General features: G+C 29.7%; 19 protein-coding genes and 1 pseudogene. 13 read left to right on the top strand and 7 right to left on the bottom strand.

All coding sequences use genetic code 11. The features are described from left to right. Nucleotides 1-51 precede the first annotated feature (51 nt). The gene (locus HMPREF3046_RS07915) at nucleotides 52-2,880 is read left to right on the top strand and encodes a YhgE/Pip domain-containing protein (RefSeq protein ID WP_070718366.1); all 2,829 of its coding nucleotides are present in this window, start codon (nucleotides 52-54) and stop codon (nucleotides 2,878-2,880) included. A 56-nt stretch (nucleotides 2,881-2,936) separates the two neighbouring features. On the opposite strand, the gene HMPREF3046_RS07910 is transcribed toward HMPREF3046_RS07915, so the two are convergent. Beyond that, nucleotides 2,937-3,437: a hypothetical protein gene (locus tag HMPREF3046_RS07910; RefSeq protein WP_070718364.1), complete on the bottom strand. Its 501-nt coding sequence runs from the start codon at nucleotides 3,435-3,437 to the stop codon at nucleotides 2,937-2,939. Nucleotides 3,438-3,639: 202 nt separating this feature from the next. On the opposite strand from HMPREF3046_RS07910, the gene HMPREF3046_RS07905 reads away from it, so the two are divergent. Continuing rightward, complete coding sequence (locus HMPREF3046_RS07905; protein ID WP_070718361.1) at nucleotides 3,640-4,161, top strand: immunodominant staphylococcal antigen IsaB family protein; 522 nt, start codon at nucleotides 3,640-3,642, stop codon at nucleotides 4,159-4,161. A gap of 45 nt (nucleotides 4,162-4,206) precedes the next feature. On the opposite strand, the gene HMPREF3046_RS07900 is transcribed toward HMPREF3046_RS07905, so the two are convergent. Beyond that, a complete protein-coding gene (locus HMPREF3046_RS07900) occupies nucleotides 4,207-4,491 on the bottom strand; it encodes a YolD-like family protein (RefSeq protein WP_083316379.1) in 285 nt (94 codons plus the stop codon). A gap of 195 nt (nucleotides 4,492-4,686) precedes the next feature. Here HMPREF3046_RS07900 and HMPREF3046_RS07895 point away from each other — a divergent pair, with 195 nt between their 5' ends. From HMPREF3046_RS07895 to HMPREF3046_RS07880, 4 genes are read left to right on the top strand one after another with little or no spacing between them, the layout of a single operon-like run. Next, on the top strand, nucleotides 4,687-5,799 hold the full coding sequence (locus HMPREF3046_RS07895; protein WP_000706213.1) for a tyrosine-type recombinase/integrase: 1,113 nt from the start codon (nucleotides 4,687-4,689) through the stop codon (nucleotides 5,797-5,799). Between the two features lie 2 nt (nucleotides 5,800-5,801). Next, the gene (locus HMPREF3046_RS07890; protein WP_000026851.1) at nucleotides 5,802-7,865 is read left to right on the top strand and encodes a tyrosine-type recombinase/integrase; all 2,064 of its coding nucleotides are present in this window, start codon (nucleotides 5,802-5,804) and stop codon (nucleotides 7,863-7,865) included. Nucleotides 7,866-7,873: 8 nt separating this feature from the next. After that, complete coding sequence (locus tag HMPREF3046_RS07885; protein ID WP_000410574.1) at nucleotides 7,874-8,239, top strand: DUF6262 family protein; 366 nt, start codon at nucleotides 7,874-7,876, stop codon at nucleotides 8,237-8,239. Between the two features lie 4 nt (nucleotides 8,240-8,243). Further along, on the top strand, nucleotides 8,244-9,614 hold the full coding sequence (locus tag HMPREF3046_RS07880; protein WP_000368920.1) for a hypothetical protein: 1,371 nt from the start codon (nucleotides 8,244-8,246) through the stop codon (nucleotides 9,612-9,614). A gap of 42 nt (nucleotides 9,615-9,656) precedes the next feature. Here the strand turns inward: HMPREF3046_RS07880 and HMPREF3046_RS07875 are convergent, their stop codons facing one another. Both HMPREF3046_RS07875 and blaZ read right to left on the bottom strand, forming a co-directional pair. Next, complete coding sequence (locus tag HMPREF3046_RS07875) at nucleotides 9,657-10,067, bottom strand: YolD-like family protein (protein ID WP_000612779.1); 411 nt, start codon at nucleotides 10,065-10,067, stop codon at nucleotides 9,657-9,659. A 312-nt stretch (nucleotides 10,068-10,379) separates the two neighbouring features. After that, nucleotides 10,380-11,225: a penicillin-hydrolyzing class A beta-lactamase BlaZ gene (blaZ, locus tag HMPREF3046_RS07870; protein WP_000733621.1), complete on the bottom strand. Its 846-nt coding sequence runs from the start codon at nucleotides 11,223-11,225 to the stop codon at nucleotides 10,380-10,382. A gap of 106 nt (nucleotides 11,226-11,331) precedes the next feature. Between blaZ and blaR1 the strand changes: the two genes are divergently transcribed. Together blaR1 and blaI are read left to right on the top strand one after the other, a co-directional pair. Next, a complete protein-coding gene (gene blaR1, locus HMPREF3046_RS07865; RefSeq protein ID WP_001096367.1) occupies nucleotides 11,332-13,089 on the top strand; it encodes a beta-lactam sensor/signal transducer BlaR1 in 1,758 nt (585 codons plus the stop codon). Next, nucleotides 13,079-13,459: a penicillinase repressor BlaI gene (gene blaI, locus HMPREF3046_RS07860; protein ID WP_001284658.1), complete on the top strand. Its 381-nt coding sequence runs from the start codon at nucleotides 13,079-13,081 to the stop codon at nucleotides 13,457-13,459. Before blaR1 ends, blaI begins: the two co-directional genes overlap by 11 nt. Before the next feature lie 87 nt (nucleotides 13,460-13,546). Here the strand turns inward: blaI and HMPREF3046_RS11240 are convergent. Next, a pseudogene (locus HMPREF3046_RS11240) lies at nucleotides 13,547-13,654 on the bottom strand (hypothetical protein); the annotation flags it as partial. Between the two features lie 330 nt (nucleotides 13,655-13,984). Between HMPREF3046_RS11240 and HMPREF3046_RS07855 the strand changes: the two are divergent. The 3 genes from HMPREF3046_RS07855 to HMPREF3046_RS07845 all read left to right on the top strand — a co-directional run bounded on the left by HMPREF3046_RS07855 (nucleotide 13,985) and on the right by HMPREF3046_RS07845 (nucleotide 16,896). Next, on the top strand, nucleotides 13,985-14,509 hold the full coding sequence (locus HMPREF3046_RS07855) for an immunodominant staphylococcal antigen IsaB family protein (protein ID WP_070718359.1): 525 nt from the start codon (nucleotides 13,985-13,987) through the stop codon (nucleotides 14,507-14,509). 253 nt (nucleotides 14,510-14,762) lie between these two features. Continuing rightward, a complete protein-coding gene (arcA, locus tag HMPREF3046_RS07850) occupies nucleotides 14,763-15,998 on the top strand; it encodes an arginine deiminase (RefSeq protein WP_070718355.1) in 1,236 nt (411 codons plus the stop codon). A 136-nt stretch (nucleotides 15,999-16,134) separates the two neighbouring features. Next, entirely contained in the window at nucleotides 16,135-16,896 is a 762-nt protein-coding gene (locus HMPREF3046_RS07845) for an alpha/beta hydrolase (protein ID WP_070718351.1), read from the top strand. A 45-nt stretch (nucleotides 16,897-16,941) separates the two neighbouring features. On the opposite strand, the gene HMPREF3046_RS07840 is transcribed toward HMPREF3046_RS07845, so the two are convergent. Next, nucleotides 16,942-17,115 (bottom strand): magnetosome magnetite crystal formation protein family, encoded by a 174-nt coding sequence (locus HMPREF3046_RS07840; protein ID WP_221413184.1) that lies wholly within the window; start codon nucleotides 17,113-17,115, stop codon nucleotides 16,942-16,944. 263 nt (nucleotides 17,116-17,378) lie between these two features. Here HMPREF3046_RS07840 and HMPREF3046_RS07835 point away from each other — a divergent pair, with 263 nt between their 5' ends. Next, entirely contained in the window at nucleotides 17,379-18,461 is a 1,083-nt protein-coding gene (locus HMPREF3046_RS07835) for a CapA family protein (protein WP_083316378.1), read from the top strand. A gap of 78 nt (nucleotides 18,462-18,539) precedes the next feature. On the opposite strand, the gene HMPREF3046_RS07830 is transcribed toward HMPREF3046_RS07835, so the two are convergent. Then, nucleotides 18,540-20,180, bottom strand: coding sequence for an alpha-keto acid decarboxylase family protein (locus tag HMPREF3046_RS07830; RefSeq protein ID WP_070718342.1), 1,641 nt, complete (start codon nucleotides 20,178-20,180; stop codon nucleotides 18,540-18,542). Between the two features lie 147 nt (nucleotides 20,181-20,327). Here HMPREF3046_RS07830 and HMPREF3046_RS07825 point away from each other — a divergent pair, with 147 nt between their 5' ends. Continuing rightward, nucleotides 20,328-20,783 (top strand): MarR family winged helix-turn-helix transcriptional regulator, encoded by a 456-nt coding sequence (locus HMPREF3046_RS07825; protein ID WP_070718337.1) that lies wholly within the window; start codon nucleotides 20,328-20,330, stop codon nucleotides 20,781-20,783. Nucleotides 20,784-20,838 lie beyond the last annotated feature (55 nt).

The following is a 20,838-nucleotide window of genomic DNA, read 5'->3' as shown; positions in this document are numbered from 1 at the left end:
TTAAATCATATTGATATAAATTCTTAATATTTCATTTTTAGGAGAGTGAAAATGAAGAACGCGTTTAAACTATTTTTGACAGACTTAAAGCGTGTCGCTAAAACACCTGCTGCTTGGGTGATTCTAGGCGGTTTGGCAATTTTGCCTTCATTTTATGCATGGTTTAATTTATGGGCAATGTGGGATCCATATAGTAATACAGGTCATATTAAAGTGGCAGTTGTAAACGAAGACCAAGGCGATAAAATTCGAGGTAAGAAAATAAATGTAGGTAATACGCTCGAAGACACATTGAAGAAGAACGATAAATTTGATTGGCAATTTGTCAGTCGGGAGAAAGCAGATCATGATATACGAATGGGTAAATATTATGCAGGAATTTACATACCTAAGACATTTACACATCAAATCACTGGAACACTTCGTAAACATCCAGAAAAAGCAGATATTACATATAAAGTGAACCAAAAAATTAATGCTGTCGCCCCTAAAATGACTGATACCGGTTCGACCATTATTGTTGATGAAGCCAATAAGCAATTTAATACGACTGTAACGAAAGCATTATTGAAAGAAGCAAATAAAGTAGGTCTTCAAATTGAAGATGAAGTACCGACAATCAATAAAATTAAAAATGCAGTATATGCAGCACATCAATCTTTACCTAAATTGAATAAAATTGCAGATAGAATTGTTTATCTTAATGATCATCAAGGTCAACTTGATCAATATGCGAACCAATTCCGTGATTTAGGTAACTATAAAAGTGATATTTTAAATGCTCAACAAAAATTAAATGACGTCAATGCAGCAATCCCTTCATTGAATCAAAAAGCGAAATTAATTCTCGCATTGAATGAATATATGCCTAACATTCAGAAATTAGTGAATGTAGCAGCAGATGATATTCCTCAGACATTCCCTAAAATTAATAGAGGGGTAGATATTGCAAGTCAAGGATTAGACTTAGCGAATCAACAACTTAACGATGCACAAGGTTATTTAGGTATGGCTAAGCAACGTGTTGGAGATTATCAAGAGGCAGCTGGGCGAGCACAAGCCGTTAATGGTAATGTAAATAATAATTTACGACAACAAAGTGCTACAACTAATGACAACAGTATGCCTCAATATACGATTCAAAAACTAAGTAATAGTTCGAATAATGATCAATTACCTAATGATCAGATTCTTTCGAATGAAGATGTTAAATCAATGAATAGTGGACTTGCTGAAGCATTACTTGCATTATCTTCAAATGCTGATAAGCAAGCTAAGGCATCACAATCTGATGTAAAAGCATTAAGAGATATAACGTATGGTGTCATTGCCTCTAATCGTCCAACAGAATACAATGATATGCTTCGAAATATTAAAGGACGTTTAGAGAACACATCAAAATACAATCAACAATTAATTGATGTATTAAAAGAGTTACAACAACGTGAACATGTGAATGTAGCACCACAAATTAAACGAATCGAAAGTACCAATAACCGTATAAATGATACGTTACGTTCTACTAACCAATTGATTGATGCATTATCAAGTGGTGGTAAAGGTAGTGCGGAATCTATTAATGTATTAAGAAGCTTGCCAACTTTAAATTCTGGTTTAGGTAGTTATAGAGATTACATTAAAAATAATTTAAATCATCGTTTACTTGTAGTTTCTAATGATATTACAAAACAATTAAGTGAAGGCCAAGTTGTATTATCAGATGTGCAATCTAAATTAAATACGATTAATCAAGTGATTCAAGCAGGTCAAGATATTGTAGGTAATGGTCAAAATCGTATTGCAACACTTCAAAGTGAATTACCATCACTTGAAGCGGGATATATTGAAGCAACTCAAACTGCTAAAAATTACTTCCCAATAGTAAGAAAAAATGTAGCAAAAGCTGCAGACTTTGTACGTAATGATTTACCTGATTTAGAACAACGTCTTGCAAATGCAACAGCTACTGTTAATGCTAACTTACCAACATTATTTGATAAGTATGATAATGCAGTAGATTTATTAGATGAGAATCAGCCAAAAGCAAAAGAAGCTTTAGCGAATTTAGCGAACTTTGCACAAACAAAATTACCTGGTATCGAAAGAGATTTAAATAAGGCTAATGATATATTCAATCAATTGGACGATGACGATGCAGTAGATAAACTCGTTAATAGTCTAAAAAATGATTTGAAAAAACAAGCAGATGTTATCGCAAACCCAATTAATAAGAAAACTGTCGATGTTTTCCCAGTCAGAGATTATGGTTCAGGGATGACACCATTCTATACAGCATTATCTATTTGGGTGGGCGCTTTATTATTAGTGAGTTTATTGACAGTGCATAACAAACATGAAGAATTAGCAGATCAGTTAACGAAACGACAAGAATATCTTGGTAAAGGAATGTTCTTTATCTTGATGGGTGTATTACAAACCCTCATTGTTACAACAGGTGACTTATTCTTACTTCATGCGCAAGTAGAATCACCATTGCTCTTTGTACTCGTTGCATTATTTGGTGCAATTGTGTTTAATACCATTGTTTATACGTGTGTATCTATATTGGGTAATCCAGGTAAAGCGGTAGCCATCATTCTTTTAGTATTACAAATTGCAGGTGGTGGCGGTACCTTCCCAGTAGCTACACTACCTAAGTTCTTCCAAAACATTTCACCTTACTTACCATTTACGTACTTAATTGATTGCTTACGTGAAGTTGTAGGTGGAATCGTACCAGAAATCTTAATTACAAAATTAATTATCTTCGGTCTGTTCGGTCTTAGTTTCTTCTTAATCGGATTTATTGCTAAACCATTCTTAGATCCAATTATGACTAAGATTGCAAAACGCGTAGAAGAAAGTAAAGTCACAGAATAGAAAATAAAAGAGCCTGATTGATAGTGAAAAAATCATTATCAGTCAGGCTATTATTTTTAATTAGATTTGTTATTAGATTCACTACTACGATGAGTGTGACTTTCAGTTGAAGACTGCGTACTTTTTTGTGATGAAGGTTTTTGTTCTGTTGAGGGTTGTTCAGCTGATGATTGCTCTGAAGATGGTTTTTCTTCTGTGCTTTGAGATGTGGATTGTTTTGACGTGTTACTTTCTGAACGATGTTGTGATGTGTTTGATGATGCACTTGTTTTTGGCTGTGTAGTCTGAATATTAGATTGACGTTGTATCGCTTGTTGATCCTCTTGTATTGACTGACTTGTTGGCTCAGATTGCGCATTGGTACCATTGTCAGATTGACTGGTTTCATTAGATTGAACTGTATGACTTTCAGCAGTAGTTTCTTTTTTATCTTTCTTTTTAGTAGATTGTGTTTGATTTGAGTCAGATTGATTGGAATGAGTGGCTGCAAAAAAGATGGAACATCCTAATGCCACAATAAGTAATATAATGACTATAGTTGCTAATATTTTTTTCAAATGATAGTCCTCCATTTTTAATTCATTTCTTTAGTTTATTATAATCAAAGTTCAACAAATAGGAAGTATTTATATAACCCAATCATATTACATTTTATTCACATAATTCTGTGATAGATACATCTAAAGTACAGTGAATTAAGATAAAGAGTATGAGATAATAGTAGCGAAACAAAAATCCATTAAAGAAAGAAGGACAATCATGAATAAAATAGTTAAATCTATAGCATCAGTTACTTTAGCATTTGGGACAGTATTAGGCGTAAGTACAGCTATTTTACCAATCGAGGATACAGCGCATGCAGCTACAAAACCATATTATGTATATAACGGGTATGTAGATAAAGACGCAAAATTTGTAACAAATAAACATTTTATTAAAGCAGTTAAATATGGAAATGTAACAATGAATGGAATAAAATTTGAAAAAGTGCATAGTAATAAAGAACTTGAAAAATATAACCAAACATTTACTGGTGTAAGTAAAGATGGCAAAAAGGCGAATAAAGTTCAATTTAGTGTTAAAGGGGATTTGACATATAATCAATTGAAAAAAGCGTATGGCTCAGATTTTAAAAAAGTAAAGGGTACTCCAAGTGATAAAAAAAGTGGTATTTTCGAATATCAACCTAAGAAAGATGGGTTAATTGTTTCTTTTGTTATCACACATGGAAGAACAGTAGAAGTAGATATTGGCTATGAAGGTGTCACAACAAGTAAATAAATGATAAATACGAGCGGAATTGAGTTCAATTCCCGCTCTTTTTTATTATTCAATGTGACATAATACTGCAAACTCGAGTTTCATTATTTGTGAGCCATTCTCATTACTAATTGTAATATACTGGTTTAAAGTATCAATACGTTTAATATAAGCAGCGATAGAATGAATCGTACCATTTCTAAAATAACTAATCATAGCGAGTTGATGCGTTGTATATTTTTCAATTAATCGTCGATTCAGAATATTGAATTGATCATCCGACAAATAGGGCATCGTTATTTTATTTTGATTTTCGATAAAAGCGTTTATGCGTTCATACTGTTCAGGCATCACTGCAAAAGGTTATATATATGTTGAAGAATATAGACTATTTTGTTTAAAATGAATCATATTTTAAGAAAAAATGAACAAAGTAAAAATATTAAATAGTCTTTTTTTATTACGTGTAATAAGTTTAATATGTATGATGTAAAAAGAATTTGAATAGTGTATACTTATACTATTAAAATTAGAAATGAGATTATTATGAAAATAGTAGAAGTAAAATCTAAGAATGGTACCAATTTTATGATTTTAGATGGTAATAATGAACCTATAGTAGATGCAGTAAGATATTTGAAGTATCTGGATAGTGTTAAGAAAAGTTTAAATACCAAGAAAACCTATGCCTATGCACTAAAAAATTTTTTTGTTTACTTAGAAAGTAAAAAGATATGCTATAAAGAAGTTAGTTTTGATAACTTTGTTGATTTTATAAGATGGATGAAAACACCTTTTGAATATGAGAATGTCCTCTCTTATCACCGAAAAGAAAAAAGCATTAGTCCTAAGACAATTAATCTGACTATGACTGTAGTATCTAATTTTTATGATTATCTCTATAGGAGTAAAAAATTAGATGTTAATTTCTATGATTTTATGCATATGGAAAGTAAATACTCTAAAAAATATAAAAGTTTCATGCATCACATAAATAAGGACTATAGAACGTTGAAAAATATTTTGAAAGTTAAAGAACCAAAGAAAAAAATAGAAGTGTTAACTAATGCGGAGGTTAAGAAATTATTAGAGGAAGCTAATAATATTAGAGATAAATTCTTAATACAATTACTATATGAAACCGGATTACGTATAGGTGAGGTATTATCATTACGTATTGATGATATTAAATTTGACTTTAGAAAAGGCCATCAAATAGTTTTGAAAAATAGATTTAATGATAATGGTACTTATTTGAAAACTGGGGAAAGAAAAATATTTATTTCCCAATCGTTAATTGATTTATACGATGATTATGTCTACGAAATAATTGACGAACTTTCAATATGTTCTGATTATCTTTTTGTAAAAATAAAGGGGAGAAATGTAGGAGAAGCTATGAATTATAGTGATATATATTCATTATTTAAAAGGCTAAAACATAAAACATCTATAAATGTTCATCCTCATTTATTTCGCCATACACATGCAACTGTTTTTTATAATGAAACTAAGGATATAAAACAAGTTCAAGAAAGACTTGGTCATAGTAATATACAAACGACTATTAATTTATATGTTCATCCCACTGAAGAAGATATACGTGAAGATTGGAATAAAGTAAAGCATCAATTTCAAGTTTTTAATAAAGGGGAATGACTATGTCAATACCAATTAATTTACCTACAAACAGTACTATGATTAATGAATTATGTACATTACAAAGTAGAACCATCAATATAAAAGGAGAGGTTTTAATAACTGAAATATATGATGATTACTTTTTTAAAAATGATGAGTGGCACATTACAGCTTTTAACAAATTCAAGCAATTTCAAGATAGTATCAAGAACTATAGAGACAAAAGAAAAAATGTTTTCTTTAGGATTAAAAGTAAAAATTTGAATTTAGAATTTAAATACCTTTTTTTGAAACTGATAGTTAAAGAGGATTGGTCCTTATCTAATTTATTTAATACTGGAGCAGTAAAGCTTAATAAGATTGCTAAGTTCTTTAATGAAGTTTATCCAAATTTAAATTCTTTACTTGATTGTGATATAAATACATTAGAAAAGCACTGGTTTAATTGGCTGACTGAAAATAATATACCAATAAAAAGAAGATCATCAACAATAGTTTTTGGTGATTATGAATACAAAAGCGGACTGGCTTCTTTTTTAAAGAATATGTACATTAATCTAATTAAGTTCATTGATAAGCGAGAAGAATGGGAAAAAGATAAATGGGATATTAGAAATTTAGAAAAATATGGATTGAGTTATAATAAAACACTAACTGGCAATTATTTAAACTTTGAAAAAATTGAGTCAATTAAAATGCGAGAATTAGCAAAAAAATATTTAAAAAATCGTTTGATAACTGGTGATATAGCATTTGCTACAGCAAGGTTTTATATAAGAGTTTTAACTAGGTTTTTTCAAAATATATCTAAAAATAAAGAAACAAGGAATAGTTTAAATGAACTAGATAGATGTCATATCGAAGCATATATAGAATTTTTGTTTGAATATGCAGCTAATAAAAATTTGCAAAGTACTAAGAATTTTGTGAGAGAAGAATTAAAAACAATTAGAAGGTTCTTAAACGATATTATAACTCAAAACTATGCTATAGCACCGTACCAAGATATACGATTTTTAATTTATCCTCAAGACTTACCTAAACACGAAAAGAAAAATAGTAGCCAAATTGATTATATCCCAGATTTTGTATTGGAACAGCTTTTTGAGCATATAAATGATTTGCATAAAGATTTAATACCTGTAGTTTGGATAGCTTTTAAAACAGGATTAAGAATTTCTGATGTATTGACATTACAAAATAATTGCCTTGCAAAAGTTAATGGAAAGTATTCAATAATCACAGATATTGCTAAAACTTTTGTTAAAGGACATAGAATACCAATTGATAATAAATTAGCTGATATAATAGCAGTTTTAATAGCCGATTCTAAAAGTAAAAGTACAAAAGATAATAATCCTAATAATTATATTTTTGCTATTTATAAAGGAAAAAGAAAGGGAATGCCCTTTACACAACATATGGTCAGAGCACACTTAAATCATTTATCAAAGACTAAAAATATTATTGATGAACAAGGAGAAATCTTCCATTTCAAAACTCATCAATTTAGACATACCTATGCAGTAAAATTGTTAAATGGTGGAGCAGATATATTAACGATACAAGAATTATTAGCACACTCCTCACCAGAAATGACTCTAAGATATGCTAAGTTACTTGATGATACAAAGAGAAAGGCTTTTGAATCAGTTATTGATCAAGGAGCTTTTAGTTTTGATGTTGACGGTAAAATTAAAAATATACAGCATAGTAGTGAACTATCTGAAAAAGCATTGAATTCTTTATGGCAAGAACATAAATTAAACGCAATGGACAATCCTTATGGCACTTGTCATGCTAGATTGAGTGGTGATTGTCCATACATGGAAGCTCCGCCATGCCTGACTTGTAATTCTGGGAAACCATGTAAGGATTTAGCTATTGGATTTTCTGATTTAGATGTTGAAAAATATGAATTACATATCAAATCAACGGTCAAATCTATAGAATTAGCTAAAAATAATAATAGACAAGATATGGTTGAAAAGCATATAAATATATTAAATAAATATGAAGAAATACTAGGTAATATAAAAGATGGAAACATTATATTCGGGAGAAGTAATAGAATAAAAGTATAGAGGTTAAGATGGAAAAATTTAATAGACAAGAACAATTAAAACAGTTGCATGCAGAACGAAAAGTTAAAACCGAGAAAAAAGTTGATAAAGCAATAAATGATTTAGTTCAAAAAAATAAAGAAATTAACTTTAACATCGTTTCTAAACATTCAAAAGTTTCGAAAGCTACATTATATAAAAATAATAAAATTCGAAAGAAAATAGAGAAGTTACGTGAACAAAACAGAGAAATATTTGTTCATAAAAATAAAAATGACGGTAAAGATGCGTTAATCTCCTCTTTAAAAAGAAAAGTAAATTCTTTAGAAAAAGAGAAAAAAATGTTGAAAGAAGAAATTAGCGTTTTATATTCTAGGCTGTATGAGGATATTTAAAATAATGGACAATAAAATTGAAAAGATTCTAGAAGATATTAATAAATTACAAGGCTATAAAGTAACATATCAATATGCTACTGCTATAAATATAAAAGATAATAACATGAACCCTTGGTTTGAAAAAATTGAGGAAATTCTATTGAATGTAAAAGGAGTTATACGCATTTTATCTCCTGACAACCCCCCGGTAAATTATGATTATTGGATTTTACCTGGAAGATATAAAAGACATACAAAAGAATATCACGAAAAACTAGAAAAATTTTTAGAAAAATTTGCTACTAATGCAAATATTAATGATGGATTGTTTGATCAAAATAATATACATGGATACAAATATAAAAAATATATATTCACTCCACATATTGAAATTACTCATGAGAACACTTTGAATTTATTTTTTTTAACCTTAACTATATTTAACAATGGTACATTTGTTATAGAAATCATTGAAGACTTAGAGAGTATAAACTTTGGAAGCGACTTGTATAGTACTTTCTCATGTGTAAAAGATAAGATATATCCTCTAATTAATCAAGAAAAAAATAATAGACAAAGACAGTATCAATTGTATGGTAATAGACATTGTAAAAATATTAGAGATGTTTCTAGACAAATTAATAGAATTATAAAAATTAATAGTAAGGATATTTTTGAATATAAAGTATCTAAAAATATGGGTTTTGAAGTTTATTATTTAGCTAATGAAAATGAATTTACTGATGATCCTTTCTATGAGGACGTGAAGATTCAAGAGTGGTTAGTAAATGCGCCTATTTTTTCATTTGAAGGAAAAAGTAAACATTTTAGGCAAGATGGTTATAGCGATAATTATATAAACTTCTTGAATAAAGCATCTGTTTTTGTAGTTTGGATGGATGAGCAAGAAGGAGATGTTTTAGAAAAATGTTCTCAAATGGCACTTTATTTCAATAGTTCTGCTAATTTCTTTTTCTTAGAAACTATGTTAAATGAATTACAATTGTATGGGTATCAACAATATAATTTAAATGGAAAAAAAGAAGCCCTATATTTTAGACAATGGATACTAAATTTCAAGAGATCTATTGCAATTATTTATAGAACAGAGCTTTTACCTAGTTTATATTTATATTTGTATCTAAAGAATAATAATGATTTTAAATCTCCACAATATATTGAAGAATTAAACAAAGAAGAATTATTACTAATTGAATTGGAGCAGTCATATAAGGAAGAAGAAAGAAGCGAAAAATTAAATAAACTTTTGTTAATAATAAGTCTTTTATCAATTTTCCAAGTAGTAGAAATTTTTTTCAGTGATAAAAATAATATATTTAATATCAGTATGATACTTATAATGATTTTGCTAGAAGTATTTCGAAAAAGGTAATTATAAGAACACTATTTAAACTTTTTAAAAGTTTAAATAGTGTTAAGTGATACTACAAACGTTAGCATTATTTAAATTATATATATTATTGTTAGTATCAGAAAAGGAAAATGTATTACTAATTTCATCCTTTTTTAAAATTTTTCCTGTATATTTTGAAATGTTACCGTCTTCCCAATATGAGATTGTACATAACTCATCATTTTGAATTTTTATTTGAAAAATCTGATCTAAATTATCTAATGAATCATGTGTTAGCAATGGTTTTTCTATTTTATTTTGATCCTTTATAATTTGTTCTAAAATTTCAAACTGTTGCGGGAGAGTCGCAAAAGCTTGCCATTTGATTTTTCCACGCCCTTGAGGGATTTTAGGGTTTAAATATTTTCTTGGTATTTTTCTATAATCAGTTTCATATTTATATTCATCTGGCGCATTAGGATTTGGAATCATGTTTACCACCTCATCATCATTGTAGAACGTATGTTCTTTTTTGGCAAGGATTATATAATTTTTTAATGTGATTAATTAATTAATTTAAAATAAGTTATTTTCTATATGGAAAAGTTGAGTAAGATTATCGAGCATTTATAATTATAGTAACTGGAATATGATGTTTGGTATGTTAATAGTATTTTCTCTTTTAAAAAATGTGAACATAAAAAAATAGAACATATATAATTATAAATAATATATATGTTCTTCGATATTATGAAGTTTTATGAAAGATAGAATTATATCAGTTTTTGTAGTACATTTAGACTATTAAAATTTGTTTATTACATTCTTGGCGGTTTCACTTATCAATTTATCATTAGGTTTATCACTTTTATTGTCTTTATTCGTAAAAATGACTAAAATAATAGGTTCAGATTGGTTCTTAGGATAAATAAAAGCTACATCATTTCTAGAAGCATATGTTATTGCTTGACCACTTTTATCAGCAACCTTATAGTCTTTTGGAACACCATCTTTAATTAAAGTGTCTCCGTTTTTATTATTTAACATTAAATCAAGTAAGAAATTTTTATTTTTTTTGCTTAATTTTCCATTTGCGATAAGTTTATTTAAAGTCTTGCCGAAAGCAGCAGGCGTTGAAGTATCTTTTTTGCTCTTTGGTGAATAGTAATTTAATTCTATTTCATATCTAACTGGATTTGTTACTTTATCTCCCAATTTTTTTAAACGTTTTTTAATTTTTTTGATTCCACCGATTTCGTTTATAATTTTATTGTTTGCTGTATTATCACTATACTTCATTGAAGCCTCAATAAGTTCTTTTAAAGTGATATCTTTTCCTACATATTTTTCTAAAATAGGAGAATAAGCAACTATATCATCTTTGTTAATATGTACTTTTTTATTTAACTTATTATAAGGTACTTGTTCTAACAAAATAGCACTATTTATCGCTTTTGAAGTTGAAGCATAGGCAAATCTCTTATCGGCATTAAATTTTACTTCCTTACCACTTTTAGTATCTAATGCATAGACACCAATATTAGCATTATATTTCTTTTCTAAATTATTTAACTCTTTAGCATGTGAACTGGTTGAATTACATGCACTTAAAACTAAAGCAATTGCAATTAAAAGTATTAACTTTTTCAAAATATACCCTCCAATATTACGGTTGTAATTTCTATAAATCAATAATATTACAATTGTAATATTCGCGTCAATAGTTTATTATAAATATTTGAAAGAAGGTGTTGAAATGGCTAAGTTATTAATAATGAGCATAGTAAGCTTTTGTTTTATATTTTTATTGTTATTATTTTTTAGGTACATATTAAAACGCTATTTTAATTATATGTTAAATTATAAAGTTTGGTATCTAACTCTTCTTGCAGGATTAATTCCTTTCATCCCTATTAAATTCTCTTTTTTTAAATTTAATAATTTGAATAATCAAGAGCCCACAGTTGAAAGTAATTCACACAATTTGAATCCTAACATAAATACCACTAAACCTGTTCATGAGTTTACAACAGACATCCATAAGTTTAATTGGGATTCAATAGATAATATCTGCACAGTTATTTGGATAGTTTTAGTTATTATTTTAAGTTTTAAATTTTTAAATTCTTTATTATATCTTAAGTATTTAAAGAAACAGTCACTTTATCTAAATGAAAAAGAAAAAGATAAAATAAACAAGATACTTTTCAATCATCAATATAAAAGAAATATTGTGATTCGAAAAGCAGAATCTATTCATTCTCCAATAACTTTTTGGTATGGAAAATATATTATTTTGATTCCCAGTTTATATTTTAAAAGTATAAATGACAAAAAACTAAAATATATAATATTGCACGAGTATGCTCATGCTAAAAACAGAGATACTTTGCATTTAATTATCTTTCATATTTTTTCTATTGCTATGAGTTATAATCCACTAATACAAATTGTAAAAAGAAAGATGATTCATGACAATGAAGTAGAAGCCGATAGATTTGTCCTTAATAATATTAACAAAAATGAATTTAAGTCTTATGCGGAAGCTATTATGGATTCCGTATTAAAAACCTCATTTTTCAACAAAAATATATTAAGCCATTCATTTAATGGTAAAAAATCATTACTCAAAAGAAGATTAATTAATATAAAAGAAGGCAATCTGAAGAAGCAGTCAAAATTAATTCTAATTTTTATTTGTATTTTTACTTTTTTTATCATGATAATTCAAAGCCAGTTTTTAATGGGGCAATCCTTAACTGATTATAATTATAAAAAGCCCTTACAAAGCGATTACCAAATTTTAGATGAAAGTAAAAATTTTGGTTCAAATAGTGGATCTTTCGTTATGTACAGCATGAAGAAAGACAAATACTATATTTATAATGAAAAAGAAAGTAGAAAAAGATATTCTCCTGATTCAACTTACAAAATTTATTTAGCACTGTTTGGACTTGACCGTCATATTATAAGTGATAAAAATTCACGTATGTCATGGAATCATAATCATTATCCTTTCGATTCTTGGAATAAGGATCAAGATTTAAATACGGCAATACAAAACTCAGTTAATTGGTACTTCGAACGTATTAGTAATCAATTATCAAAGAACTATACTTCTGATCAACTCAAGCAATTAAATTATGGTAATAAAAATTTGGGAAGTTATAAAGCCTATTGGTTGGAAGATAGTTTGAAAATATCTAATCTTGAACAAGTAATAGTTTTAAAAAATATGATGGAACAAAATAACCATTTTAGTAAAAATGAAAAGAAACAATTATCTTCTTCGTTATTGATTAGAAAAAATGAAAATTATGAATTGTATGGGAAAACAGGTACAGGTATAGTAAACGGGAAATATAATAATGGGTGGTTTGTAGGTTACGTAATTACAAATCATGATAAGTATTATTTTTCTACACATTTATCAGATGAAAAAGCCTCTGGTGAAAATGCTAAATTCATAAATGAAAAAATATTAAAAGAAATGGGTGTTTTAAATGGCCAATAAGCAAGTTGAAATATCTATGGCTGAATGGGATGTTATGAATATAATATGGAATAAAAAATCAGTATCAGCTAATGAAATTGTAGTTGAGATTCAAAAAAATAAAGAAGTTAGCGATAAGACGATTAGAACATTAATTACAAGACTATATAAAAAAGAGATTATAAAACGATATAAATATAATAATATTTATTTTTACTCATCAATTATTAAAGAAGATGATATTAAAATGAAAACTGCTAAAACCTTTCTTAATAAATTGTATGGAGGGGATATGAAAAGTTTAGTGCTTAATTTTGCGAAAAATGAAGAATTAAATAACAAAGAAATTGAAGAATTGCGAGACATTTTAAATGATATTAGTAAAAAATAAATAGATATAGGGTTCAAACATAATACATATATAAATTATGTTTGAACCCTATTAAATTAGATTTTTTATGAGATTAGTACATATAATAAACGGTGCCCACTTAATCATGCCACGTCCTTGTGGGATATTAGCGTCTAAATATTCTCTAGGAATGTTACGATAGTCTGTTTCATGTTTGTATTGATCAGGAATCATTAGAACCACCTCGATTATATTATAGAACTTATGTTCGTATTATTGAAGTGATTTCTCATAATATAAGTAAACTTTATATTTAAAAATTAAAATAATGGATTTATATATCATAAGACCACAAGTTTAACAAAGGGGAAGTAAACTTGTGGCCTAGTATTGTTATGTAATATAACATTTTGTGAAGGAGTGAATAGGATTATTACTCCTAATTTTAGTATACCACAATTTTATAAAAAATATTTAAATAAATAGCTAATTACTATAAAGATTGTATAGATAAGAGTAATGAAGTATGATATGAGTAGTTTAAAGAGAAAGAGGAAGACGCATATGAAAAAGATAACAAAAGTATGTGTAGCTACAACAATAGCGTTTAGTACACTATTAGGTGCTAGCGTCACAGGTGCACTTGTTCAACAACCGACTGCCCACGCAGCAACGTCATCATATTACAACTATAATGGTTATGCAGGTCAAAATGCTTCATTCGTATTAGATAAAAATTTTAAAAATGCGATTAAAGCTGAAAATGTTAAATTTAATGGCATTAAAATTAAATCGACAACATCTAATAAATCGGTATTGAAATATGATCAATACTTCAGAAATATATCTAAAGAGGGTAAAACTGCCTCGTTACTAGATATGGAAGTAAAGGATCAGCTTTCATTGACACAGCTAAAAAAAGTATATAGTAAAGAGCTAAAAAAAGTTGATAATGGTAAAAACAACACAACAGGTATTTATTACTATCAACCTAAACAAAATGGTATGACAGTTTGGTTTGACGTTAATAAGGGTAAAGTAGATCGAGTCGTATTAGGCTATAGTACAGTACAACAAGCAATGAATTAAATGTGTGATTGAAGTGAACGTATTCGCTTCAATCATTTTTTATACACGTAGGCGAATAAATATGAAGTAGTTATGTAAAGGCATTTCAAGTTAAAATTTTAAAATCGTCTTCTGATCAATAATTAAATGGTTGTATTATTGAAAATTAACATTTAGTGATACGATAGAATTATATACATGAAATGTATATTTTGAACCGCTACTCCATGATAATGACCTATCAATATACCATTTACTTGAAGGAGGAATACAAATGACAAAGGGGCCAATTCAAGTTAATAATGAAATCGGTACATTAAAAACAGTACTCTTAAAACGTCCAGGTAAAGAATTAGAAAATTTAGTGCCTGACCATTTAAGTGGACTATTATTCGATGATATTCCGTATTTAAAAGTGGCGCAAGAAGAGCATGATCAATTTGCAGAAACACTTAGAAGTGAAGGGGTAGAAGTCGTTTATCTAGAACAACTTGCTGCTGAAGCGATTAAAAATGAAGATATAAGACAGCAATTTATTGATGATATTTTATCAGAATCTCAAAAAACAATTTTAGGTCATGAGAAAGAAATTAAAGATTATTTTTCAAAGCTATCCAATCAAGTACTGATTGAAAAAGTAATGGCAGGTATAAGAAAAGAAGAAATTCAACTTGAAACAACACATCTCGTTGAATATTTAGATGATCGTTATCCCTTTTATTTAGATCCAATGCCCAATCTATATTTTACACGTGATCCACAAGCCTCAATAGGTAGAGGGATATCAATTAATCGCATGTACTGGCGCGCAAGACGTCGTGAATCTATTTTTATGAGGTATATTCTAAAATATCATCCACGTTTTAAAGATGCAGATATACCGGTGTGGCTTGATCGTACATCACCGTTTAACATCGAAGGCGGAGATGAGCTTGTGCTTTCTAAAGACGTATTAGCTATCGGTATTTCAGAACGTACATCAGCTGAAGCCATTGAGCGACTAGCAAGAAATATATTTAAAGACGACGATGCTACATTTAAAAAAGTACTTGCGATTGAAATACCCAATAGTCGTACATTTATGCATCTAGATACTGTATTTACAATGATTGATTATGATAAATTTACAGTGCATGCAGCTATTTTTAAAGAAGAGAATCATATGAATATCTTTACAATTGAGCAAGATGAAATGAAAGATGATATTAAAATTACACACTCTAGACAGCTACGAGAAACGTTAGCCAATGCATTAGGTGTAGATAACGTCGAATTTATACCTACTGGTAATGGAGATGTCATAGACGGCGCTAGAGAACAGTGGAACGATGGATCTAATACATTATGTATTCGCCCAGGCGTTGTGGTAACATACGATAGAAATTATGTCTCTAATCAATTATTACGTGATAAAGGGATTAAAGTGATTGAAATTAAAGGCAGTGAATTAGTACGTGGTCGCGGAGGTCCAAGATGTATGAGTCAACCTTTATTTAGAGAAGATATATAATGTTTTCACGTGAAACAGTTTATAGTCAAAAATGTTAGTCATTCGGCTAGCGTCTTTTTATATTAAAAAATATTCCATTAGTCTACAAAAAGTGTAAAATAGATAACATACGTATCAATTGGAAGGATGAAATAATATGGCGTTTATGACTATAAATTATAAATCACCTACGATTGGAATGAATCAATCGTTTACAGCCATCGTTCCAGAAGACGATAGCTTTTTTAAACAAAATGAACCAGTAAAACCATTAAAAATGTTATTACTATTACATGGTTTATCAAGTGATGCGACCTCGTATATGCGTTTCACAAGTATCGAACGTTATGCAGAAGCACATCAGTTGGCAGTGATTATGCCGAATGCAGATCACAGTGGCTATGCGAATATGGCTTTTGGTCATAGCTACTATGACTATATATTAGAAATTTACAATTATGCACATCAAGTGTTGCCAGTATCTAAAAAAAGAGAAGATAATTTTATTGCAGGTCATTCAATGGGGGGATACGGAACTATAAAATTCGCTTTAACTCAAAGCCATTTATTTTCTAAAGCAGCGCCATTGTCAGCGGTATGTGATGTACAATCATTACTCGATATTGAGTGGAATGACTTTGATCCCAAAGCCATTGCCGGTGAAGCTTTAAAAGTTAAAGGTACAGAGTTAGATACCTATCACTTAGTGGATGAAGCGGTTGATAAAGGCGTAACACTTCCAGAACTCTTTATTCAATGTGGCACAGAAGACTTCTTATATGATGATAATCAACGATTTATGACATATTTAGATGAAAAAGGTATCAATTATAAATATGAAGAAGGACCTGGGGAACATGATTATGCTTTTTGGGACAAAGCCATTGAACGTACCATTGAATGGTTAGTAGAGAAATAAAAAAATATCCCTTTGTGATGATACGTCACAAAGGGATATTTCGTTTTATTTAATGATTTCAATCGTAAATGGAACAACAAAATCTTCACCTTTATTCATTGCAAGAATAGCTAAAATGGTATAGACAAAACCAGCAATACCTACAACGAATAAAGTGAAGTAACCAATTAACACCACAGTTAAAACTAAACTCGCAAATTTTCGAATGTCATCGATCAAGCCATCAAATATGTTGATACATTTGGTAAAGATAGATAACCAAAAATAAGAAATAGATACTTTTTCTATTTCTTATTTTTTAATTCATAGACTAATTTGAGTTATTATTTTGAGTATTTTAAAATAATGACAAATATTAATTATTTTAGGTTTTTCGTGAATATAAAAGAAGCTACTCTAAATCAATAAGGAGCGTAAGTTTAGTGTACAAATATTACATAACCTCGATTGTTATTTTTCTAGTATTTTCACTGATATGTGGCATGGCGCTTGTTGAGAACAATAGTACAAAAGTTTCCGTTGTGGCAGTAGGAGATAATTTAATTCATCCTGTCGTTTATCATGATGCACAACATTCTGATGGCACATTTAATTTTAAGCCAATGTATTCTAACATAAAGAAAGACATAGCTAGTCCTGATTTAGCTTTTGTAAACCAAGAGTCTCCACTTGGTGGGGATGATATTCCATTTTCAGGATTTAAACGATTCAACACACCTAGTCAAGTAGCAGGTGACATTGTTGCAACAGGGTTCGATGTGATTAATGGTGCAAATAATCACTCCTTAGATCAAGGGGATCAAGGGGTTACAAATCATATACAGACTTGGGAAAAATTTGATCATAACGTATTGTTTACAGGAATATACAATTCGAAAAAAGAGGCGAATCGTATACATACCATTTCTAAAAATGGTGTGAAAATCAGTGTATTAAGTTATACCTACGGAACAAATGATATGGTCTCAAACTATCCATATACAGTAAAAACGTTTGACGAAGCTACTATTAAACAGGATATACGAAAAGCAAAACAACAAAGCGACGTCGTCATGGTGTCGGCACACTGGGGAAATGAAAATCACCATACACCAAATAAGACACAGAAGAAATACGCTCAATTATTTGCAAATGAGGGTGTAGACGTCGTTATCGGTACGCATCCACATGTGATTCAGCCAGTAAAGTGGGTCAAAGCAAAAGATCATCACCATAAAACGTTGGTAGCCTATTCTTTAGGTAATTTTTTAAATGGACAGTATAGTGGAGATGAAAATAATCAATTGTTAGGAAGGATAAACTTCGATGTAGTAAAAGAACCTAAAGGTGTACATTTAAAAAATGTTAAATGGACAAGCATGGTCAATCATTATGAACAAGCACGTCCTACCAACAAACAAACACGCCAACATTTTAGCATTTACAATCTAGATGATTACACGCCACAATTAGCGCATAAACATGGTTTACAATCTGATTCAGACAGTGAATGGAATATCAAACATTTACAGGAGATTACAAAGGATGTAATCGATCGAACATTTTTAAATGAAAGAAGTTTATAAAAAAGAGCGACTGTACATGTGCAAATGATACGTACAGTCGCTTTTGATTTATCTATTTAAATATTCTCTCAAGGCACATTATTTATTTTGATTTGCAAAAGCTTTGGAAATATCTCGTAATGTTTGTGGTGCATCATCCCACTTCATTGTCACCTCAGTGAAGTGCATGTGTTCTTGATCTTCGTTTATTTCATCGAAGACAGCCTTTAAATCTTTTGAAGTCTTAACATCATGGACTTTCACGCTATCTCCACCAAATATGTTTGGTAATGCTTTGTAATCCCACATGTTGATATCATTATAGGGCTCTTCCATACCATGAATGAGACGTTCAACAGTATAACCATCATTATTAATTAAGAAAATCACAGGTTTAATATCTTGGCGAATCATTGTTGATAATTCTTGAACAGTTAATTGGAATGAACCATCACCAATTAATAAGATATGACGACGGTGTGGGTTAGCTATTTGAGAACCTAATGTAGCTGGTAATGTGTAACCAATTGAACCCCATAAAGGTTGACCAATAAATGACATGTTTTTAGGTAAAGTTAAACTGTAAGCCCCAAAGAAGGATGTTCCCTGTTCTGCGATTAATACATCATCGCCACCAATAAAGTCTTGCATCATTTTAAAGTAAATATCTTGAGTTAACGTATCATCAGTTAATTCATAGTCATTTGATTCTGGTTGTTGGTAAGAAGGAAATGAAGATTTATTTGTATAATCTATTGTATTTAACGCTTCTAAGAATTCAGGCAATGCAATTTCTGTATCAATCGTATCGTTTAATTTGAATAGGCGATGATTAATCATGACCACTTCGTTAATATCAAATTGATATGAAAAGCCTGCAGTGGCTGAGTCAGTTAATTTGGCACCAATATTTAAAATAGCATCGCTATGATCGACATAGTCTTTAATGTCATCTTTAGCAATTTCTCCATCATACATACCCATATAGTGTGGGTTTTCTTCATTAAATGCCCCTTTACCTAACGATAATTGAACAACTGGAATATTCGTTTTATTGACAAATTGTTCTAATTCATCATGTAGATGAAAACTATTGATTTCATGACCTGCAATGATTAATGGTTGTTGAGCTGAACGTAATTGATCAGCCACCATATCTACATATTGAGTTACATCTTGTTGAGGTGCGTTTTCAACTTTGAATGGTTGTTCAACTTCAATGTCTGACATAGCCACATCAATAGGTAAGTGAATGTGTACTGGACGACGTTCTTGAAGCGCTGCATTGATTACTCTAGGAATTTCAGTTGTTGCATTTTCAGGCGTGATATAGGCTTGGGCAGTAGTAATAGGTTCAAACATGTGTCGATAACTATCAAAGCGTCCTTCACCTAAAGAGTGATGCACATATTTGCCTGCCTTTTCAACAGCTCTTGTTGGTGCACCAGTGATAGCAATGACCGGAACACGTTCTGCATATGAGCCTGCAATACCATTGACGGCACTTAATTCTCCAACACCAAATGTTGTTACGAGTACGCCTAGTCCGTTCATACGTGCGTAACCATCAGCTGTATAAGCACCATTTAGTTCATTCGTTGTTCCAACCCATTCAACGCCTTCGTGACTTACGATGTCATCTAAAAATGCTAGGTTAAAATCTCCTGGCACACCAAATATTTTATTGACTCCTGCTTCATGTACTGCATCCATTAAATATTGTCCTACACGTTGTTTCATATTCAATTCCACCTTTGTATTGCTTTTGTTTACATATATAGGATAAGCCTGGTTACAAATAAAGTCAACATTATTGACCTTTTGATGAAAATCGTTAGAAAATTTACTATAATAATTAATAATGTCTTTGAAAAGGAACGAGTGAATATGGATCGAAATAAAAATGATTATGAGCACATGCTATTTTATTTCGCTTATAAAACGTTTGTGACGACTGCAGATGAAATTATCGAAAAATATGGTATGAGTCGACAACATCATCGCTTTTTATTTTTTATCAATAAATTGCCTGGTATTACGATTAAGCAGTTACTAAACACGTTAGAAATATCAAAGCAAGGGTCTCACGCGACATTGAAGAAGTTAAAAGAAGAAGGCTTAATCATTGAACAACAATCTGAAGAAGATCGCAGAGTAAAACAATTATTTCCTACCCCAAAGGGAAGTAAATTAGTAGAAAAATTAAATAAAGCACAAGATGAATTAATGCAACAAACGTTCCAAAAAGTTGGAAAAGATTGGTATGCGATTATGGAAGAATTATCGAATTATCGAGAAGGGTTTCAAAATATTAAACATTTAAAAGATGAGAAAGAATCATAGATAAGATAGCTAAACTGACATCATATGGCACTGAACCCTTAAAATGGGAACTTAA

The sequence above is a fragment of the Staphylococcus sp. HMSC070D05 genome (genome assembly GCF_001815595.1).
In the GTDB taxonomy this organism is placed as follows: Bacteria; Bacillota; Bacilli; order Staphylococcales; family Staphylococcaceae; genus Staphylococcus; species Staphylococcus hominis.
Note: the sequence above shows the minus strand (reverse complement) of the source record. Positions and strands in the feature narration are given on the sequence as shown.